General features: G+C 72.7%; 17 protein-coding genes. 8 read left to right on the top strand and 9 right to left on the bottom strand.

Features of this window, described 5'->3' with window-relative positions:
* The first annotated feature begins 281 nt into the window (after window positions 1–281).
* Entirely contained in the window at window positions 282–875 is a 594-nt protein-coding gene (locus I601_RS14545) for a hypothetical protein (protein WP_068111158.1), read from the top strand.
* A gap of 6 nt (window positions 876–881) precedes the next feature.
* On the opposite strand, the gene I601_RS14540 is transcribed toward I601_RS14545, so the two are convergent.
* Entirely contained in the window at window positions 882–1,181 is a 300-nt protein-coding gene (locus tag I601_RS14540; RefSeq protein WP_068111155.1) for a hypothetical protein, read from the bottom strand.
* A 137-nt stretch (window positions 1,182–1,318) separates the two neighbouring features.
* Between I601_RS14540 and I601_RS14535 the strand changes: the two genes are divergently transcribed.
* Window positions 1,319–1,861, top strand: a complete 543-nt coding sequence (locus tag I601_RS14535) for a hypothetical protein (protein ID WP_068111151.1) — start codon at window positions 1,319–1,321, stop codon at window positions 1,859–1,861.
* Window positions 1,862–1,874: 13 nt separating this feature from the next.
* Here I601_RS14535 and I601_RS14530 read toward each other — a convergent pair whose 3' ends face one another.
* Both I601_RS14530 and I601_RS14525 read right to left on the bottom strand, forming a co-directional pair.
* Entirely contained in the window at window positions 1,875–2,861 is a 987-nt protein-coding gene (locus I601_RS14530; protein ID WP_084528144.1) for a potassium channel family protein, read from the bottom strand.
* A 121-nt stretch (window positions 2,862–2,982) separates the two neighbouring features.
* Window positions 2,983–4,008 (bottom strand): YihY/virulence factor BrkB family protein, encoded by a 1,026-nt coding sequence (locus tag I601_RS14525; protein ID WP_068111146.1) that lies wholly within the window; start codon window positions 4,006–4,008, stop codon window positions 2,983–2,985.
* A 17-nt stretch (window positions 4,009–4,025) separates the two neighbouring features.
* Between I601_RS14525 and I601_RS14520 the strand changes: the two genes are divergently transcribed.
* Window positions 4,026–5,696 (top strand): acyl-CoA dehydrogenase family protein, encoded by a 1,671-nt coding sequence (locus I601_RS14520; protein ID WP_068111144.1) that lies wholly within the window; start codon window positions 4,026–4,028, stop codon window positions 5,694–5,696.
* 54 nt (window positions 5,697–5,750) lie between these two features.
* The gene (locus I601_RS14515; protein ID WP_068111141.1) at window positions 5,751–6,905 is read left to right on the top strand and encodes a phosphotransferase; all 1,155 of its coding nucleotides are present in this window, start codon (window positions 5,751–5,753) and stop codon (window positions 6,903–6,905) included.
* Here the strand turns inward: I601_RS14515 and I601_RS14510 are convergent.
* Complete coding sequence (locus I601_RS14510; protein WP_068111138.1) at window positions 6,881–8,326, bottom strand: glycine hydroxymethyltransferase; 1,446 nt, start codon at window positions 8,324–8,326, stop codon at window positions 6,881–6,883. The two genes, I601_RS14515 and I601_RS14510, sit on opposite strands and share 25 nt — an antisense overlap.
* Window positions 8,327–8,664: 338 nt before the next feature.
* Here I601_RS14510 and I601_RS14505 point away from each other — a divergent pair, with 338 nt between their 5' ends.
* From I601_RS14505 to I601_RS14490, 4 genes are read left to right on the top strand one after another with little or no spacing between them, the layout of a single operon-like run.
* On the top strand, window positions 8,665–10,362 hold the full coding sequence (locus tag I601_RS14505) for a nitrite/sulfite reductase (protein ID WP_068111135.1): 1,698 nt from the start codon (window positions 8,665–8,667) through the stop codon (window positions 10,360–10,362).
* Entirely contained in the window at window positions 10,362–10,559 is a 198-nt protein-coding gene (locus I601_RS14500) for a hypothetical protein (RefSeq protein WP_068111132.1), read from the top strand. Before I601_RS14505 ends, I601_RS14500 begins: the two co-directional genes overlap by 1 nt.
* On the top strand, window positions 10,556–11,302 hold the full coding sequence (locus I601_RS14495) for a phosphoadenylyl-sulfate reductase (RefSeq protein WP_084527655.1): 747 nt from the start codon (window positions 10,556–10,558) through the stop codon (window positions 11,300–11,302). The genes I601_RS14500 and I601_RS14495 overlap by 4 nt, the downstream gene beginning before the upstream one ends.
* A gap of 37 nt (window positions 11,303–11,339) precedes the next feature.
* On the top strand, window positions 11,340–12,083 hold the full coding sequence (locus I601_RS14490; protein WP_068111130.1) for a sirohydrochlorin chelatase: 744 nt from the start codon (window positions 11,340–11,342) through the stop codon (window positions 12,081–12,083).
* Window positions 12,084–12,096: 13 nt separating this feature from the next.
* On the opposite strand, the gene I601_RS14485 is transcribed toward I601_RS14490, so the two are convergent.
* The 5 genes from I601_RS14485 to recA form a co-directional block, all read right to left on the bottom strand.
* Window positions 12,097–12,477, bottom strand: a complete 381-nt coding sequence (locus I601_RS14485) for a DUF3037 domain-containing protein (RefSeq protein WP_068111127.1) — start codon at window positions 12,475–12,477, stop codon at window positions 12,097–12,099.
* Window positions 12,474–13,292, bottom strand: coding sequence for a HipA family kinase (locus I601_RS14480; protein ID WP_237089420.1), 819 nt, complete (start codon window positions 13,290–13,292; stop codon window positions 12,474–12,476). Before I601_RS14480 ends, I601_RS14485 begins: the two co-directional genes overlap by 4 nt.
* The gene (locus I601_RS14475; protein WP_068111124.1) at window positions 13,289–14,140 is read right to left on the bottom strand and encodes a PPK2 family polyphosphate kinase; all 852 of its coding nucleotides are present in this window, start codon (window positions 14,138–14,140) and stop codon (window positions 13,289–13,291) included. Before I601_RS14475 ends, I601_RS14480 begins: the two co-directional genes overlap by 4 nt.
* A gap of 26 nt (window positions 14,141–14,166) precedes the next feature.
* The gene (locus I601_RS14470; RefSeq protein WP_237089419.1) at window positions 14,167–14,703 is read right to left on the bottom strand and encodes a regulatory protein RecX; all 537 of its coding nucleotides are present in this window, start codon (window positions 14,701–14,703) and stop codon (window positions 14,167–14,169) included.
* Window positions 14,704–14,794: 91 nt separating this feature from the next.
* A complete protein-coding gene (gene recA / locus I601_RS14465; RefSeq protein ID WP_068114987.1) occupies window positions 14,795–15,847 on the bottom strand; it encodes a recombinase RecA in 1,053 nt (350 codons plus the stop codon).
* Between the last annotated feature and the right edge of the window lie 42 nt (window positions 15,848–15,889).

The raw sequence follows: 15,889 nt of genomic DNA, 5'->3' as shown, positions 1-15,889 counted from the left end.
CCCCCAGACCGACCCGTCTGGACAGCTCTCCACATTTCACCCTGGACGCCGTGCGAGATGCCTCAACTTCCTGCACCCTTCACGCCGAGCAGGCACCATCGTCTCGACGCCGTCGCCCACAACGTCCCGGTGGTCGCGGTCCTGGGCGCTCTCCCGGCCGTCTCCGGCGTGTCCCCGCCGGAGACGGGTCAGAGCGCCTGCCCGGCACGGCCGACAGACCTCACGAACGACACAGCAGTCACATACGTCCCAGCAGTCACAGGGCGGACTACCGTGACCTCGTGCCGACGACCTCCGCCCTGCGCGCCGCCGCGGCGGCGACCACCGCCACCCTCGCGCTGACCCTCGCACCCACGAGCACGGCCGCCGCCCCTCGCGAGGTCTCGAGCGTCTCCGCAGCCCCCTCCAGCCAGGTGTCGACGAGCCAGGGGTCGACCAGCCAGGGGTCGACCAGCCGGGGCGCGAACGACCAGGTGTGGGGCCGGAAGTCGAATGGCAAGAAGAAGCGGACCCACCGGCCGCGCAGCTGGTCCCGCCTGACGACCTACCGGCGCGCGGTCCTCGAGGGGTGTCGCCCGCCGAAGAGCCACGGCTTCCGGCGCATCGTGCTGCGGCTGCGCAACGCCCACGACAAGCGGTTGCGTCGCGCCGAGGTCTCGTTCAAGGACCGCGCGTACTCGCTCCCGTGGAACGGTGGCGCACGCAGCCCGTGGGTGCGCCCGGGGCGCGCCACGCCGCTGGCCCGGGTCTCGACCACGGGTCGCCTGGTCACCCAGCGGGTCCGGGTGCGCCTGCGGACTCCTCACGACGCCAGTCCGGTGCGCTCGCTGCGCTGGACCCAGATCCCGCCCTGCGAGCGGTCCCGGCGCCGCTGAGCATCCTCACAGCGGGATGAGGCTGGAGCTGGGCAGCCACTCCTGCACCAGGCCCCACGAGCCGGGCCGCACATGAGCGGCGTACACCACCAGGCCCTGCCAGCCGTCCGGGCCCTGTCGCCACTCCAGCAGGAGCCCCGGCCGCTTCTCCCCCTCCGCGTCGAGGGGGTCGCCCACCCAGCAGTGCCGGGCCGGGCACGGGGACGTCGGGGTACGACGCGCAGGCGCGGCCGCGGGCGGCCGGTCGCTGCGGCGACGCTCACCGAGCGGCACCCCGCTCCCCCGCTTGTTCATCCCGCCGGCCATCCCCCGATCCTCCCACAGGTTCGAACGTGCGTTCGACCCAACGCCGGTGCTGCTGCACCGGAGCGGGTCGGCTACCGTCGGGGGCGTCCTGCCCCCGAGCCGACCGCGCCACCGGAGCCGATCAGCGGAGGAACACCGTGCCGAACCCCCACGACCGCCCCACCCCCGCCGCACGACAGCCGCGCCTCGTCGCAGCGCTGGCGCCGCTCGTTGCCGCGCTCGTGGTCGCCGCGGTCCTGGTCTCCCCCTCGCTGGTCACCGCCTCGGCGCCCCGGCCGGACGACGTCCCCGCCGACGACGCCGGGCAGGTCGAGCAGGTCGCCGCGGCCGCCGCCGCGCCGTCGAAGCGCTGGAAGACGATGAAGACCTACAAGCGCGCCAAGCTCCAGGCCTGCCGGCCGGCCTCCGGTGACGGCTACTCCCACCTGCTGGTGCGGATGCGCAACCGGCACAAGAAGGCCGAGCGCCGCGCGGAGGTCTGGGTCAAGAACGCCGAGGTCGGCAAGGTCTGGACGTCGTCGGCGCACAGCGGCTGGACGCGCAGCGGTGGGCGCAAGGTCTTCGCCCGGTTCAGCAGCACCGGGGAGCTGCAGCGACAGAAGGTGCGCGTCAAGATGCGCACCCGCTCGCGGTCGGCGAAGTTCGGCTACTTCGCCTGGAGCCGGGTCCCCACCTGCTGAACCGCGGGGCGGCTCAGTCCTCGTCGGTCGCAGCGTCCTCGTTGTGGGTGCCCGGACGCGGCGCCCACGGCAGCTCCTTGGCCGGGCGTACGACGATCAGCCGGTCGCCGCGGGCCAGCTGGCTGACCACGGGGTCGAAGTAGCGGTAGACCTTCTCGTCGCGCACCACGGAGATCACCTGGTCGGGCAGCGACTGCGGCGGACGACCGACCTCGGTGACGAGCAGGTCCCGCTCGGCGACCTCGAGCCCCTCGCCGTAGGTGAGCAGGTCCTCCATCACCGAGCCCAGGCTCGGCGAGACGCTGGACAGGCCCAGCAGGCGGCCCACGGCGTCCGAGGACGTGATCACCGAGTTGGCGCCCGACTGGCGCATCAGCGGCGAGTTCTCGTGCTCGCGCACCGCGGTGACGATGTAGGCGTCGGGGTTGAGCTGGCGCACGGTGAGCGTGGCCAGCACGTTGGAGTCGTCGCGGTCGGTCGTGATGATGACCTGCTCGGCCTCGGCGACGCCCGCGCGCCGCAGCACCCCGCGCCGGGTGGCGTCGCCGGTGACGACGGCCAGGCCGTCGGCGTGCGCGTCCTGCATCGCCACCTCGCTGGGGTCGACGACGACGATCGCCTCCCGGTCGAGACCGTTGTTGATCAGGGTCTGCACCGCGCTGCGGCCCTTGGTGCCGTAGCCGATGACGACGACGTGGTGGTCCATGTGCTTCCTCCAACGGGCGACGCGGAACATCTCGCGGCCCTGCGATGCCAGCACCTCGATGGTCGTGCCGATCAGCAGGACCAGGAACGCGATGCGGGCGGGGGTGATGACGAAGGCATTGATCAGACGAGCGTTGTCGGAGACGGGACTGATGTCGCCGTAGCCCGTGGTGCTCAGGGTGACGGTCGTGTAGTAGATCGCGTCGATCAGGCTCACGCCGGGCGTGCCGGTGCCGTCCTGGTAGCCGTCGCGGTCCAGGTAGACCAGGAGCACGGTGCCCACCAGGATCGCCATGGCCGCGAACAGGCGCCGCGACAGCTCGAACCACGGGGAGCGGACCGCCTCGGGCAGCGAGAACGTCCCCCGCTCACGGCCCTCGGTCAGGTCGCGGGGCGGCTGGTTCACAGGGGCGAACCTACTCGACGGGATCCCCGGGCGGAGTGAGGCGGTCCCGCGACATGCGCGCCCGGAAGCGCTGCACCAGCTCCAGGCGGGCGCGCGTGGTCGCGGACTGCGGGAAGACGGTGTCGAAGGCGGCGTTGACGGCCGCGCCGATCAGCACCGCCAGCGCGAGCAGGTAGAGCCACAGCAGGATCGCGATCGGGGCTGCCAGCGGGCCGTAGATCGAGCGCGACTCCGCGGCGGTCACGGTCAGCACCCAGCGCAGCACGTAGGACCCGCCGATCCAGGCCAGCAACGAGAAGGTGGCCCCGGGCAGGTTGAAGCTCCAGTTGGTCCGCACCGGCACCGAGAGGTGGTAGAGCGTGGCCAGGAAGCAGATGCACACCGCGACCACGACCGGCCAGTAGAACGCCATCAGCATGTCGACCCGGTTGGGCAGCACCTGGCGCACCATCGTCGGTCCCGCCACCACCAGCGGCAGCGAGACCACCCCGGTGATCATGGCCAGCACGTAGAGCACGAAGGACAGCGCCCGGGTCTTCACGATGCCGCGGTGCCCGCCGAGCCCGTGCATCACGGTGATCGTGTCGACGAAGACGTTGAGGGCGCGCGAGCCCGACCACAGGGCGAGCACGAACCCCAGGGAGATGACGTCGAAGCGGCCGCCCGCCACCACGTCGTCGTCGATCGTGCGCTCGACGATGGTGACGGCGCTGTCGCTCAGCAGCCGCGAGGAGAGCTCGAGGATCGCCCGCCGCACGTCGTCGATCTGGGCCGCGGTGAACTGGTCGGTCACGAAACCCGCGCCGCCCACCAGCGCGAAGATCAACGGCGGCACCGAGAGGATCGCGAAGAAGCCCGCCTCGGCGGCCAGCCCGGTCACCCGGTAGCGCAGGCAGCTGCCGACGGTCGTGACCACCAGGCGCCACAGCAGGTGCCCGGCCCGACGGGCCCGCACCTCGAGCGCGGCACGCACCTGGGCGGCGTGGGCCCGGCCGGCGGCGCCCGCCCGGGCGTATCGACCGGTCTGCGGGGCCATGCGCCTACGGTATCCGCATGCAGACCTCCAGCAGCGCTCGCGCGGACCTGCGCGTCGTCACGAACCAGGCACCCCCGCTCGCCGGCCACAACGTCGTGACCAGCGACGCCGCCCTCACCGAGGGCGTGCTGCGCCACGGCGACCAGCAGGTGCTCGACAGCCTCGTCGGTCTCGGCGCCGAGGCCGGCTCGGCCGACGCCCGCGAGCACGGGCAGCTCGCCAACGAGCACCACCCCGAGCTCACGCCGTACGACCGGTACGGCAACCGGATCGACGAGGTCGCGTTCCACCCCTCCTGGCACTGGCTGATGGAGCGCGCGGTGGGCCACGGGCTGGCCGCGACACCGTGGGAGGAGCAGGCCGCCGGCGACCGGCACGCCCACCTGCGCCGCGCCGCGGGCTTCATGGCCTGGTCGCACACCGAGCCCGGGCACGGCTGCCCGATCTCGATGACGTACGCCGCCGTCCCGGCGCTGCGGGCCGACGACGCGATCGCGCAGCAGTGGACCCCGCTGCTGGCCTCGCGCCACTACGACCCGGGCGTGCGCTCCCCCAGCCAGAAGCTCGGCGCCCTGGCCGGCATGGGCATGACCGAGAAGCAGGGTGGCTCCGACGTGCGGGCCAACGTCACGCAGGCCCGGCCGGCGGGCGGCGACGGGACCTACACGCTGCACGGGCACAAGTGGTTCACCTCGGCACCGATGAACGACGTCTTCCTGGTGCTGGCCCAGACCGACGCCGGCGTGACCTGCTTCGTGGTGCCGCGGGTGCTGCCCGACGGCACCCGCAACCAGCTCGACGTGGTGCGCCTCAAGGACAAGCTCGGCAACCGCTCGAACGCCTCCTCCGAGCTCGAGATGGACGGCACCGTGGCCGTGCGCCTCGGCGACGAGGGCCGCGGCGTGCGCACCATCATCGAGATGGTCGCCGCCACCCGCCTCGACTGCGTGCTCGGCTCGGCCTCGTTGATGCGCCGCGCGGTCTCCGAGGCGTCGTGGCACGTCACGCACCGCTCGGCGTTCGGCTCCCGGCTCGTCGACAAGCCGCTCATGCAGAACGTCGTCGCCGACCTCGCCGTCGAGTCCGAGGCCGCGACCGCGCTGGCGCTGCGCCTGGCCTCGGCCGTCGACGCGCTCGACGACCCCCACGAGGCGGCGCTGCGACGCATCGCGCTGCCGCTGGCGAAGTTCTGGGTGTGCAAGCGGACCCCGACGATGGTCGCCGAGGCGCTGGAGTGCCTGGGCGGCAACGGCTACGTGGAGGAGTCGGTGCTGCCGCTGCTCTACCGCGAGGCCCCGCTGAACTCGGTGTGGGAGGGCTCGGGCAACGTCAACGCCCTCGACGTGCTGCGTGCCCTCACCCGGGAGCCCGCGACGCTCGACGCCTGGATCACCGAGGTCGGTCTGGCCCGCGGCGGCGACCACCGCCTCGACCGGGCGGTCGAGGACACCCTGGCCCTCATCGGCTCGCTGATGGGCGAGCCGGAGGGCATGGAGCGCAACGCCCGCCGACTGGCCTCGCGGATGGCTGCGGTGCTCCAGGGCTCCCTGCTGGTGCGCCACGCGCCCGCCGAGGTGGCTGACCTGTTCTGCGCCTCGCGGCTCTCACCGACGTACGACGGCGTGCTGGGCACCCTCGAGGGCGGCGACCTGCGCGCGGTCGTGGACCGCACCACCCCCACCCTCTGAGGCACGCCTGCCGCTGCCGTTGACCCGCGCCGGGGGCAGTCGTTCACTGGAGGGGTGATCCGCGAGCTCGACCTGCTGGGGCCGGCCGCCCCGACCCCGGAGCGGCTGCGCACCCTGGTCGAGGCACAGGTCGGTGCCCCGGTCGCTGACCTGGCGGGCCACGTCGAGACCGTGGCCTACGACATCCCCGCCCTGACCACGGCCGGACGCTGGTGGGTCCGCGGCGAGGCGACCACCGCGGCGGGGTCGCGTCCGTTCGCGTTCTTCGTCAAGACGGTGCGCCCCTGGCAGCTCTCCCCGCTCTTCGCGCAGGTGCCCCCCGAGCTGCGGGAGCAGGCTGCTGCCTCCTTCCCGTGGCGCACCGAGCCCGCGGTCTACCGCTCCGACCTGGCCGACGTGCTGCCGCCAGGCCTGCGGATGCCGCACGCCTACGACGTCGCCGACCTGCCCGGACCGATGGCCGCGCTGTGGCTCGAGGTCGTGCCCGCGCAGCAGCAGCCCTGGACGAGGGACCGGTTCGCAGCGGCGGCACGCGCGCTCGGACGGCTGGCCGGCTCCCCGGCCACCCGGGCCCGGGCCCTGCTGGGCGACTTCCCGCTCACGGTCCGCAGCTACCTCGAGGGACGGGTGGCCGGTCAGGTGCTGCCCGTGCTGCGCTCGAGCATCTGGGAGCACCCGGGGCTCGCGGCGTTCGCCGACCTCCGGGCACCCCTGCTCGCCGCGGCCGAGGACCTGCCCGACCTCGTCGCCGAGATCGAGACCCTGCCGACCCTCGCCGCCCACGGGGACGCCTGCCCCAACAACCTGCTCCCCGACCCGGACGACGCCGACGGGTTCGTGCTCATCGACTTCGGGCTGTGGAACCTCCAGCCGGTCGCCCACGACCTCACCCAGCTGCTCGTGGGTGAGATCCAGATCGGCCGGCGACCTGCCGACGACCTGGTGGACCTCGACGAGCTGGTGCTGGCGGCGTACGCCGACGGGCTGGCGGCGGAGGGGGTGGTGGTGGACGCCACCACCCTCCGCCGGGCGCACGCGCTCCAGCTGTTCCTCTTCGCCGGGCTGTCCGCGCTGCCCTTCGACCTCGTGGAGGGTCCGCCGGAGCGGGTGGCGGCCCTCGCGCCTGCGCGCGCGGCCATCACCGCTCTCGCCCTCGACCTGCTGGCCAGGTCAGCGGGCCGGGCTCAGGAGAGCTCGAGGCCCGGGTAGAGCGGGTGCTTGTCGAGCATCTCGGCCGAGGCGGCCTTGACCCGGTCGGCCACGCCGTCGCCGAGGACGTACGACGCCTTGGAGGGGCCGCCCGCCTTCGTGGTGCCGGCCTGGGTGTTCGAGAGCACGTCGACGATCAGGTCGGCGACGGTGTCGAACTCGTCGTGCCCGAAGCCGCGGGTGGTCAGCGCCGGCGTGCCGAGACGGATGCCGGAGGTGTACCAGGCGCCGTTGGGGTCGGCGGGCACCGAGTTGCGGTTCGTGACCACACCGGCGTCGAGCAGCGCCGTCTCCGCCTGGCGCCCGGTCAGGCCGTACTTGCTGACGTCGAGCAGCACGAGGTGGTTGTCGGTGCCGCCGGTGACCAGGTCGGCCCCGCGGGTCAGGAAGCCCTCGGCGAGCGACTTCGCGTTGTCGGCGACCTGCTGGGCATAGGTGCGGAAGGAGTCCTGGCGGGCCTCGGCGAACGCGACGGCCTTGGCGGCCATCACGTGCGAGAGCGGGCCGCCGAGGACCATGGGGCAGCCGCGGTCGACGCTGGGCGCGTACTCCTCGGTGGCCAGCACCATCCCGCCGCGCGGGCCGCGCAACGACTTGTGCGTGGTGGTGGTGACGACGTGCGCGTGCGGGACCGGGTTCTCGTCGCCGGTGAAGACCCCACCGGCGACCAGACCGGCGAAGTGCGCCATGTCGACCATCAGCGTCGCGCCGACCTCGTCGGCGATCTCGCGCATCTTGGCGAAGTCCACCCGGCGCGGGTAGGCGGAGTAGCCGGCCACCAGCACGAGCGGCTTGAACTCCCGAGCCTTGGCGGCGACGGCGTCGTAGTCGAGCAGCCCCGTGGTCGGGTCGGTGCCGTACTGCTGCTGGTGGAACATCTTGCCGCTGATGTTGGGGCGGAATCCGTGGGTCAGGTGCCCGCCGGCGTCCAGGCTCATCCCGAGCAGGCGCTGGTTGCCCAGCTCCTTGCGCAGCGACTCCCAGTCGGCGTCGGTGAGCTCGTTGACATTCTTGGCCTGGGCCTTCTCCAGCCACGGGCCCTCGACCCGGTGGGCCAGGATCGACCAGAAGGCGACGAGGTTGGCGTCGATGCCGGAGTGGGGCTGGACGTAGGCGTACTCCGCCCCGAACAGCTCGCGCGCGTGCTCGGCGGCGATCGACTCGACGGTGTCGACGTTCTGGCAGCCGGCGTAGAAGCGGTGCCCCACGGTTCCCTCGGCGTACTTGTCGCTGAACCAGGTGCCCATCGTCATCAGCACCGCCGGCGAGGCGTAGTTCTCGCTCGCGATCAGCTTGAGCGAGGCACGCTGGTCGGCGAGCTCGGCGCGGGTCGCCTCGGCGATCCGGGGCTCCACCGAGGCGATGACCTCGAGTGCCTGGGAGTAGGCGCTGCTGGACAGACGGGACAGGTCGTCGTTCATGGGGGTCAGCCTACGCAGCGACGGGCAGCGAGCCCACGCCCCACAGCCACGCTCGTCACCCATGAGGGTGTGACGTACGACGCACTGGAGGCGGCGGTGCGCCGCAGAACCGCGCTCTCTGTCCACATGTCGGGACACCCGTCCCACTGCATGAGAATTCGCCTTGTGGGACGACGGTCCAGAGGTTGAGACTCCTCGTCATGAGCCTCGACGTGACCCATGTGCACCTGGTGGTCCGCCGCCACGTGGACCTCGGTCGCACCCGTAGCTCCATGTGTCGACCTTCCTGAGCCGCCCTTTCCCGCGCACTCCGCGCACCCGCTCCCGAAGGACACGCCATGACCGAGCTCCTCACCTCTCCCCCGGCCCCTCCGGCCCGCCCCCGCGCCAAGCGCGGGGAGGGCCAGTGGGCCCTGGGCTACCGCGAGCCGCTGAACAAGAACGAGCAGACCAAGAAGGACGACAACCCGCTCAACGTGCGGGCCCGCATCCTGCACACCTACTCGCGTCTCGGCTTCGACTCCATCGACCCCGCGGACCTGCGCGGACGGTTCCGGTGGATGGGCCTCTACACCCAGCGCGCCCCCGGCTTCGACGGCGGCAAGACCGCGGTGCTGTCCGAGGAGGAGCTCGACGCCCGCTTCTTCATGATGCGGGTGCGCACCGACGGCACGCTGCTCGACGCCGCAGCCGTGCGGGCCCTGGGCAGCGTAGGTGTCGACTTCGCCCGCGACACCGCCGACGTCACCGACCGCCAGAACATCCAGTACCACTGGATCCGCATCGAGGACGTCCCGGAGATCTGGGAGCGCCTCGAGGCGGCCGGTCTCAGCACCCTCGAGGCCTGCGGCGACTCGCCGCGCCCCTTCCTCGGCTCGCCGCTGGCCGGCGTGGCCGCCGACGAGATCATCGACGGCACCCCCGCGCTCGAGGAGATCAACCGCCGCTACATCGGCGACCCCGAGTACGCCAACCTGCCGCGCAAGTTCAAGACCGCGCTCACCGGGCACCCCTCCCACGATGTCTCTCCCGAGACCAACGACATCTCGTTCGTGGGCACCGTGCACCCCGAGCACGGCCCGGGCTTCGACCTGTGGGTCGGCGGCGGTCTCTCGACCAACCCCATGCTCGCCCAGAAGCTCGGCGTGTGGATCCCGCTCGAGGAGGTGGCCGACGCCTGGGCCGGCGTGGCCGCCGTGTTCCGCGACTACGGCTACCGCCGCCTGCGCAACCGGGCGCGGTTGAAGTACCTGGTCGCCGACTGGGGCGTGGAGCGCTTCCGCGAGGTCCTCGAGACCGAGTACCTGCAGCGTCGCCTGGTCGACTGCGACTCCCCCGTCTCGCCACGGGCCCACCGCGACCACATCGGCGTGCACGACCAGGTCGACGGGCTCAAGTACGTCGGCGTGGCCCCCGTGGTCGGCCGGATCTCCGGCGAGACGCTGCTGGCGCTCGCCGACGTGATCGAGGAGTTCGGCCTGGCCGGCGCCCGCCTGACGGCGTACCAGAAGATCGTCCTGCTGGGCGCCGACCCCGCACGCATCGAGGACCTCGTCGCCCGCCTCGACTCCATCGGACTGTCGGCGCGGCCCTCGGGCTGGCGGCAGAACACGATGGCCTGCACCGGCATCGAGTTCTGCAAGCTCGCCATCGTCGACACCAAGAACCGGGCTCGCGACCTCGTCGCCGAGCTGGAGCAGCGCCGGCCCGACCTCGACGTGCCGATCAGCATCAACGTCAACGGCTGCCCCAACGCCTGCGCCCGCACCCAGGTGGCCGACATCGGCCTCAAGGGCCAGCTGGTCATGCACGAGGGCCGTCAGGTCGAGGGCTTCCAGGTGCACCTGGGCGGCGCGACCGGCATCGACGCCGGCTTCGGTCGCAAGCTGCGCGCCCACAAGGTCACCAGCGAAGGCCTCGGCGACTACGTGGACAACGTGGTCACCCACTACCTGGCCGGACGCACCGGGGCCGACGAGCCCTTCGCCGACTGGGTCGCCCGCGCCGACGACGACCTGCTGCGGGGCGGCGCCTGATGAGCGAGCGCGCGGTGCCCTACCAGTGCCCCTACTGCGGGGACGACGACCTGCGACCGCACGAGGTGGTGGCCGAGGACGGCACCGTCTCGTCCCCGCACGGCTCGTGGGCCTGCCGCTCGTGCCTGCGGGCGTTCTCGCTGCGGATGATCGGGCAGCTGCGCCCGGCCGACGTCGTCGACGAGGGCCCGCGATGAGCACCGCGACGACCCGCGCCGCGCGGGACAACCGCGCCACCAGCACCGAGGGTCGCAGCCCCGAGGAGCTGCGCGACCTGGTCTCGCACTGGGGTGCGGAGCTCGAGCTGGCGCCCGCCGAGACCATCATCGAGTGGGCGGCGGCCACCTTCGGCGACCGGTTCGCGATCACCTCCTCCATGGGTGACGCGGTGCTCGCGCACCTGGCCTCGCGGGTCGTGCCCGGCGTCGACGTGGTCTTCCTCGACACCGGCTACCACTTCATCGAGACCATCGGCACCCGCGACGCCGTCGAGGCCACCCTCGACGTCACCATGCGCACCGTGCTGCCCGAGCAGAGCGTCGCCGAGCAGGACGCCACCCACGGGCCCGAGCTCTTCCGCACCGACCCCGACCTGTGCTGCGCGCTGCGCAAGGTCGAGCCGCTGCGCCGCACCCTGGCGTCGTACGACGCGTGGGCGACGGGGCTGCGTCGCGCCGAGACCCATGACCGGGTCATCGCCCCGGTCATCGGCTGGGACGCGCGCAAGCAGAAGGTGAAGGTCTCCCCCCTGGCGCGGTGGTCCGACGACCAGGTCGGCGCCTACGTCGCCGAGCACGGCGTCCTGGTCAACCCGCTCGTCCACGACGGCTACCCCTCCATCGGCTGCTGGCCCTGCACCCGGCGCGTCGCCCCCGGCGACGACGCCCGCAGCGGCCGGTGGGCCGGCACCACCAAGACCGAGTGCGGGATCCACGCATGAGTCCCGTCGCACCCCCCGACCCGAGGAGGTCCCTCCCATGACCGCTCCCGCCCTGGTGGCCCTGGCCCACGGAAGCCGAGACCCGCGCTCCGCCGAGACGATCGGTGCGCTGGTCGACGAGGTCCGCAGCACGCGACCCGACCTGCGCATCGAGAAGGCGTTCCTCGAGCTGAGCAAGCCCTCCTTCCAGACCGTCGTGGACCGCCTGGTGCGCGCCGGTCACGACGAGATCGTGGTCGTGCCGCTGCTGCTGACGCGCGCCCACCACGCCACCGTCGACGTGCCCGCGGCGATCGAGGCCGCCATGCAGCGGCACCCGGGGCTGAAGGTCCGCGCCACCGACGTGCTGGGTCTGGAGACCTCGTTCCTCGAGGTCCTCGACGTGCGGCTGCGCGAGGCGCTGAGGCGCTCGCGGGTGCGGGAGCTCGACGCCCTGGTGCTGGCCGCGGCCGGCACCAGCGACGCGCTGGCCAACCAGAGCGTCGCCCGGATGGCCCGCCTGTGGGGCACCCACCACAAGCTGCCCGTGACCGCCGCGTTCGCCTCCGCGGCCCCGCCTGCCGCCGGCGAGGCGGTGCGGGCGTTCCGCGCCGAGGGTCGACGCCACATCGCGGTCGCCTCGCTGTTCCTCGCCCCGGGCTTCCTGCCCGACCGGGCCGCCGAGCTCGCGCTCGAGGCCGGCGCCGTCGCGGTCTCCGAGCCGCTCGGCGCGCACCCCGAGATCGCCCGCACCATCCTGGCCCGCTACGCGGTCGGTGCCGTCGAGCTCGTCCCGGTCTGACGGGCGCGCCGGCTCAGAGCACCAGCCGCTCCAGCAGGTGCTCGAGCTGGCGGGCCGGGTCACGGGTCAGTCCCCCGTGCACCGGCCCCGGCTGCAGGACGGTGCTGCGCGGCGCCTTGAGGAACCCGAAGCGCATGCTGATCGGGTGCGAGGCCGCCACCCCGGAGCCCGGCTCGCCGGCGCAGACGCCGCGCACCACCTCGAGGCCCTCGCAGACCCGGTCGAGGTCGAGGCCGGGGTCGAGCGCAGCCAACCGGGCGCGGTCCACGTGCCAGGCGGCATCGAGGTACTCCCGGGCGTGGCAGTAGACGACGACGCCGACGTTGAGGAACTCCTCGCGGTCCACGCGCGGCACGCAGCGCAACGTCACGTACTGGTAGGCCAGGGCGGTCACCGGCTGCCGCCCGTCGCGCCGGAGGGCAGCCAGTCGCGGGTCGCCAGCCGCGCCGCCAGGAACTCGACGTACGCCGCGCGCACCTGCGCGGGCGTGTCCGCACCCGGCACCGGCTCCAGCCACTCGTCGGGCACCAGCGCGAGCACCTCGGGCAGGACCTCGGGGTCGAGCGCGGCGCTGATGGCGGCGTCGACGGCGGGGAGCCGGTCGAGGTGCTCGACCAGCACGTGGTCGTCCACGTTCCACTTCTGCTGGGCGAAGCGCCGGGCCGCGCCCTCCTTGAGCAGGGTGCCCCCCGGCCAGCCGTGGTGGAAGTAGAGCGAGGCGCCGTGGTCGATGACCCACAGGTCGCCGTTCCAGACCAGCAGGTTGGGGTTGCGCCAGGACCGGTCGACGTTGGCGCAGAACGCGTCGAGCCACAGCACCCGGGCGGCCTCGTCCGGCGACGAGCCGGTCGGCAGCGCGCCGTCGAAGCCGAAGGAGCCGGGCAGGAAGTCGACGCCCAGGTTGCACCCGACGCTGGCGCGCAGCAGGTCCTGGACCTCCTCGTCGGCCTCGTAGCGGGCCAGCTCCTGGTCGAGGTCCAGCACCACCAGCCGCGGGGTGCGCAGCCCGACGCGGCGGGCCAGCTCAGCCACCACCACCTCGGCGACCAGCACCCGCAGGCCCTGACCCGCGCCACGGAACTTGCAGACGTAGGTGCCGAGGTCCTCGGCCTCGACGATGCCGGGGAGGCTGCCGCCCTCGCGCAGCGGGGTGACGTAGCGGGTGACGGCGACGCGCGCCAGCGCCTCCACGGGGACCACGGAGGTCACTGGACCGGCTGCTCGTCGAGCAACCGCTGGCGCTGGGCCTCGACGTCGATCTCGGCCGGGGGCCAGGTCGGGGCGAGGTGCGCCAGGGCGTCGCGCAGCAGCAGGCCGACGGCGAGGTTGCGGTACCACTTCTTGTCGCCGGGCACGACGTACCACGGCGCGACCTCGGTGTTGGTGCGCTCCAGGGCCGTCTCGTAGGCGTCGCGGAACTCGGGCCACAGCTGGCGGTCGTCGATGTCGACGGGGTCGAACTTCCAGTGCTTCTCGGGCCGGTCGAGCCGCTTGAGCAGGCGCTCGCGCTGCTCGTCGGGCGAGATGTGCAGGAAGCACTTGAGCACCGGGGTGCCCCCGGCGACCAGCTCGGCCTCGAGCTCGTTGATGGCGTCGTAGCGCCGCTCGACCTCGTCGGCGTCCACGAGCTCGCGCACCTTGGCGACCAGCACGTCCTCGTAGTGCGAGCGGTCGAAGACGCCGATCCGGCCCGGGGCCGGCAGCGCGTTGCGCACCCGCCACAGGAAGTCGTGGGCCAGCTCCTCCTCGGTGGGACGGCCGAACGCGGTCACCTCGATGCCCTGCGGGTCCACGAGGGCCACGGTGTGGCGCACCACGCCCCCCTTGCCGGAGGTGTCCATGCCCTGCAGCACCAGCAGCAGGCTGCGGTGCCCGCCGCTGCGACCCTCGGCGAACAGTCGCTCCTGCAGGTCGCTCAGCTCGTCACCGAGCTCGGTGAGCGCCTCCTTGCCGTCGCTCTTGCCGCCGTCGAAGCCGGGGGTGGCCCCGGTCGGGATTGCGGCCAGGTCGACGGGGCCCGGAGGCAGGCGCAGGTGCTCGGCGATCACCCGGGGCATCCTGCCACCCCGGACCCGCAGCGGGGCTACCGCTCGGGCGCGTCGCGGTCGGCGGCGGCGAGCTCCTCGCGCACCACCAGGAAGCACAGCCCGGAGCCGTAGCCCTTGCGCGCCAGCATCCCGACCAGCCGACGGGTCGCGGTGACGTCGTCGACGCGGCTCAACGATCGCAGCTTCTTGCGCACCAGGGCCCGGGCGGCCTGCTCCTCGTCGTCCGGGTCGACCTCGTCGAGCACCTCGCGCACGATCTCGTCGTCGATGCCCTTGCGCCGCAGCTCCTGGGACAGCGCCCGGGGCGCGAGGCGGCGCCCGGTGCCGCCCTCCCCCGGCCCTCGAGCAGCCACCCACGACCGGGCGAAGGCCTCGTCGTCGATGAGGCCGATCTCCTCGAACCGGTCGAGCAGCCGCGTGGCCACGTCGTCGGGGACGAGCTTGGCCGCGAGCTTGTCGCTGAGCTCCTTGCGGCTGCGGGCCCGCCCGGTGAGCTGGTCCAGCAGGATCGTGCGCGCCACCGACTCGGGGTCGGCGTGCGGCACCTCGGCGACCGGGTCGGGCGGTGGCACCGGCTGGTGACCTGGGTCCGGCGCGGCGCGCTGGGTCCAGGCATCGACACCGACGGACACGTCCCCCGCCCAGGACGGCGGCGGACGGTCCTCAGAAGTCGTCGACACCCACAGGCTCGGCGAGCTCGGCGGGGACCTCGGCGTCGACCTGCGGGCCGACCCCGAGCTTCTCCAGGATCTTCTTCTCCAGCTCGTTGGCCAGGTCGGGGTTGTCGCGCAGGAAGGTCCGCGCGTTCTCCTTGCCCTGGCCGAGCTGGTCGCCCTCGTAGGTGTACCAAGCGCCGGCCTTGCGCACCAGGCCCGCCTCGACGCCCACGTCGATCAGACCGCCCTCGCGGCTGATGCCCTTGCCGTACATGATGTCGAACTCGGCCTGCTTGAACGGCGGCGCGACCTTGTTCTTGACCACCTTGCAGCGGGTGCGGTTGCCGACCATGTCCTGGCCGTCCTTGAGCGTCTCGATGCGGCGCACGTCGAGGCGCACCGAGGAGTAGAACTTCAGCGCCCGACCACCGGTGGTGGTCTCGGGCGAGCCGAACATGACGCCGATCTTCTCGCGCAGCTGGTTGATGAAGATCGCGGTGGTGTTCGAGTTGTTCAGGGCACCGGTCATCTTGCGCAGCGCCTGGCTCATCAGCCGGGCCTGGAGGCCGACGTGGCTGTCACCCATCTCGCCCTCGATCTCGGCGCGGGGCACGAGCGCGGCCACGGAGTCGATGACGATGAGGTCGAGGGCACCCGAGCGCACGAGCATGTCGGCGATCTCGAGGGCCTGCTCACCCGAGTCGGGCTGCGAGACCAGCAGTGCGTCGGTGTCGACGCCGAGGTTCTTGGCGTAGTCGGGGTCCAGCGCGTGCTCGGCGTCGATGAACGCCACGATGCCGCCGGCGGCCTGGGCGTTGGCCACCGCGTGCAGCGCGACCGTGGTCTTTCCCGAGGACTCTGGGCCGTAGATCTCCACCACGCGACCGCGCGGCAGCCCACCGAGGCCCAGGGCCACGTCGAGGGCGATCGAGCCCGTGGGGATGACTTCGAGGGGGGCGCGCGTCTCGTCACCGAGGCGCATCACCGAACCCTTGCCGAACTGCTTCTCGATGTTGAGCAGTGCGGCGTCGAGCGCCTTGTCGCGGTCTGCACCAGCCATGATGTCTCCGTCCGTGTGCGGGGCCGGCGGCCCCGCGGTCAT

This window comes from Nocardioides dokdonensis FR1436 (genome assembly GCF_001653335.1).
In the GTDB taxonomy this organism is placed as follows: Bacteria; Actinomycetota; Actinomycetes; order Propionibacteriales; family Nocardioidaceae; genus Nocardioides; species Nocardioides dokdonensis.
This window is presented reverse-complemented; position numbering and strand designations above follow the sequence as displayed.

Coding starts and splice junctions, on each gene's coding strand:
- I601_RS14540 (WP_068111155.1), bottom strand. CDS start 1,181: ATGGCCGGCGGGATGAACAAGCGGGGGAGCGGGGTGCCGCTCGGTGAG.
- I601_RS14530 (WP_084528144.1), bottom strand. CDS start 2,861: ATGGCGATCCTGGTGGGCACCGTGCTCCTGGTCTACCTGGACCGCGAC.
- I601_RS14525 (WP_068111146.1), bottom strand. CDS start 4,008: ATGGCCCCGCAGACCGGTCGATACGCCCGGGCGGGCGCCGCCGGCCGG.
- I601_RS14520 (WP_068111144.1), top strand. CDS start 4,026: ATGCAGACCTCCAGCAGCGCTCGCGCGGACCTGCGCGTCGTCACGAAC.
- I601_RS14510 (WP_068111138.1), bottom strand. CDS start 8,326: ATGAACGACGACCTGTCCCGTCTGTCCAGCAGCGCCTACTCCCAGGCA.
- I601_RS14505 (WP_068111135.1), top strand. CDS start 8,665: ATGACCGAGCTCCTCACCTCTCCCCCGGCCCCTCCGGCCCGCCCCCGC.
- I601_RS14500 (WP_068111132.1), top strand. CDS start 10,362: ATGAGCGAGCGCGCGGTGCCCTACCAGTGCCCCTACTGCGGGGACGAC.
- I601_RS14495 (WP_084527655.1), top strand. CDS start 10,556: ATGAGCACCGCGACGACCCGCGCCGCGCGGGACAACCGCGCCACCAGC.
- I601_RS14490 (WP_068111130.1), top strand. CDS start 11,340: ATGACCGCTCCCGCCCTGGTGGCCCTGGCCCACGGAAGCCGAGACCCG.
- I601_RS14475 (WP_068111124.1), bottom strand. CDS start 14,140: ATGCCCCGGGTGATCGCCGAGCACCTGCGCCTGCCTCCGGGCCCCGTC.
- recA (WP_068114987.1), bottom strand. CDS start 15,847: ATGGCTGGTGCAGACCGCGACAAGGCGCTCGACGCCGCACTGCTCAAC.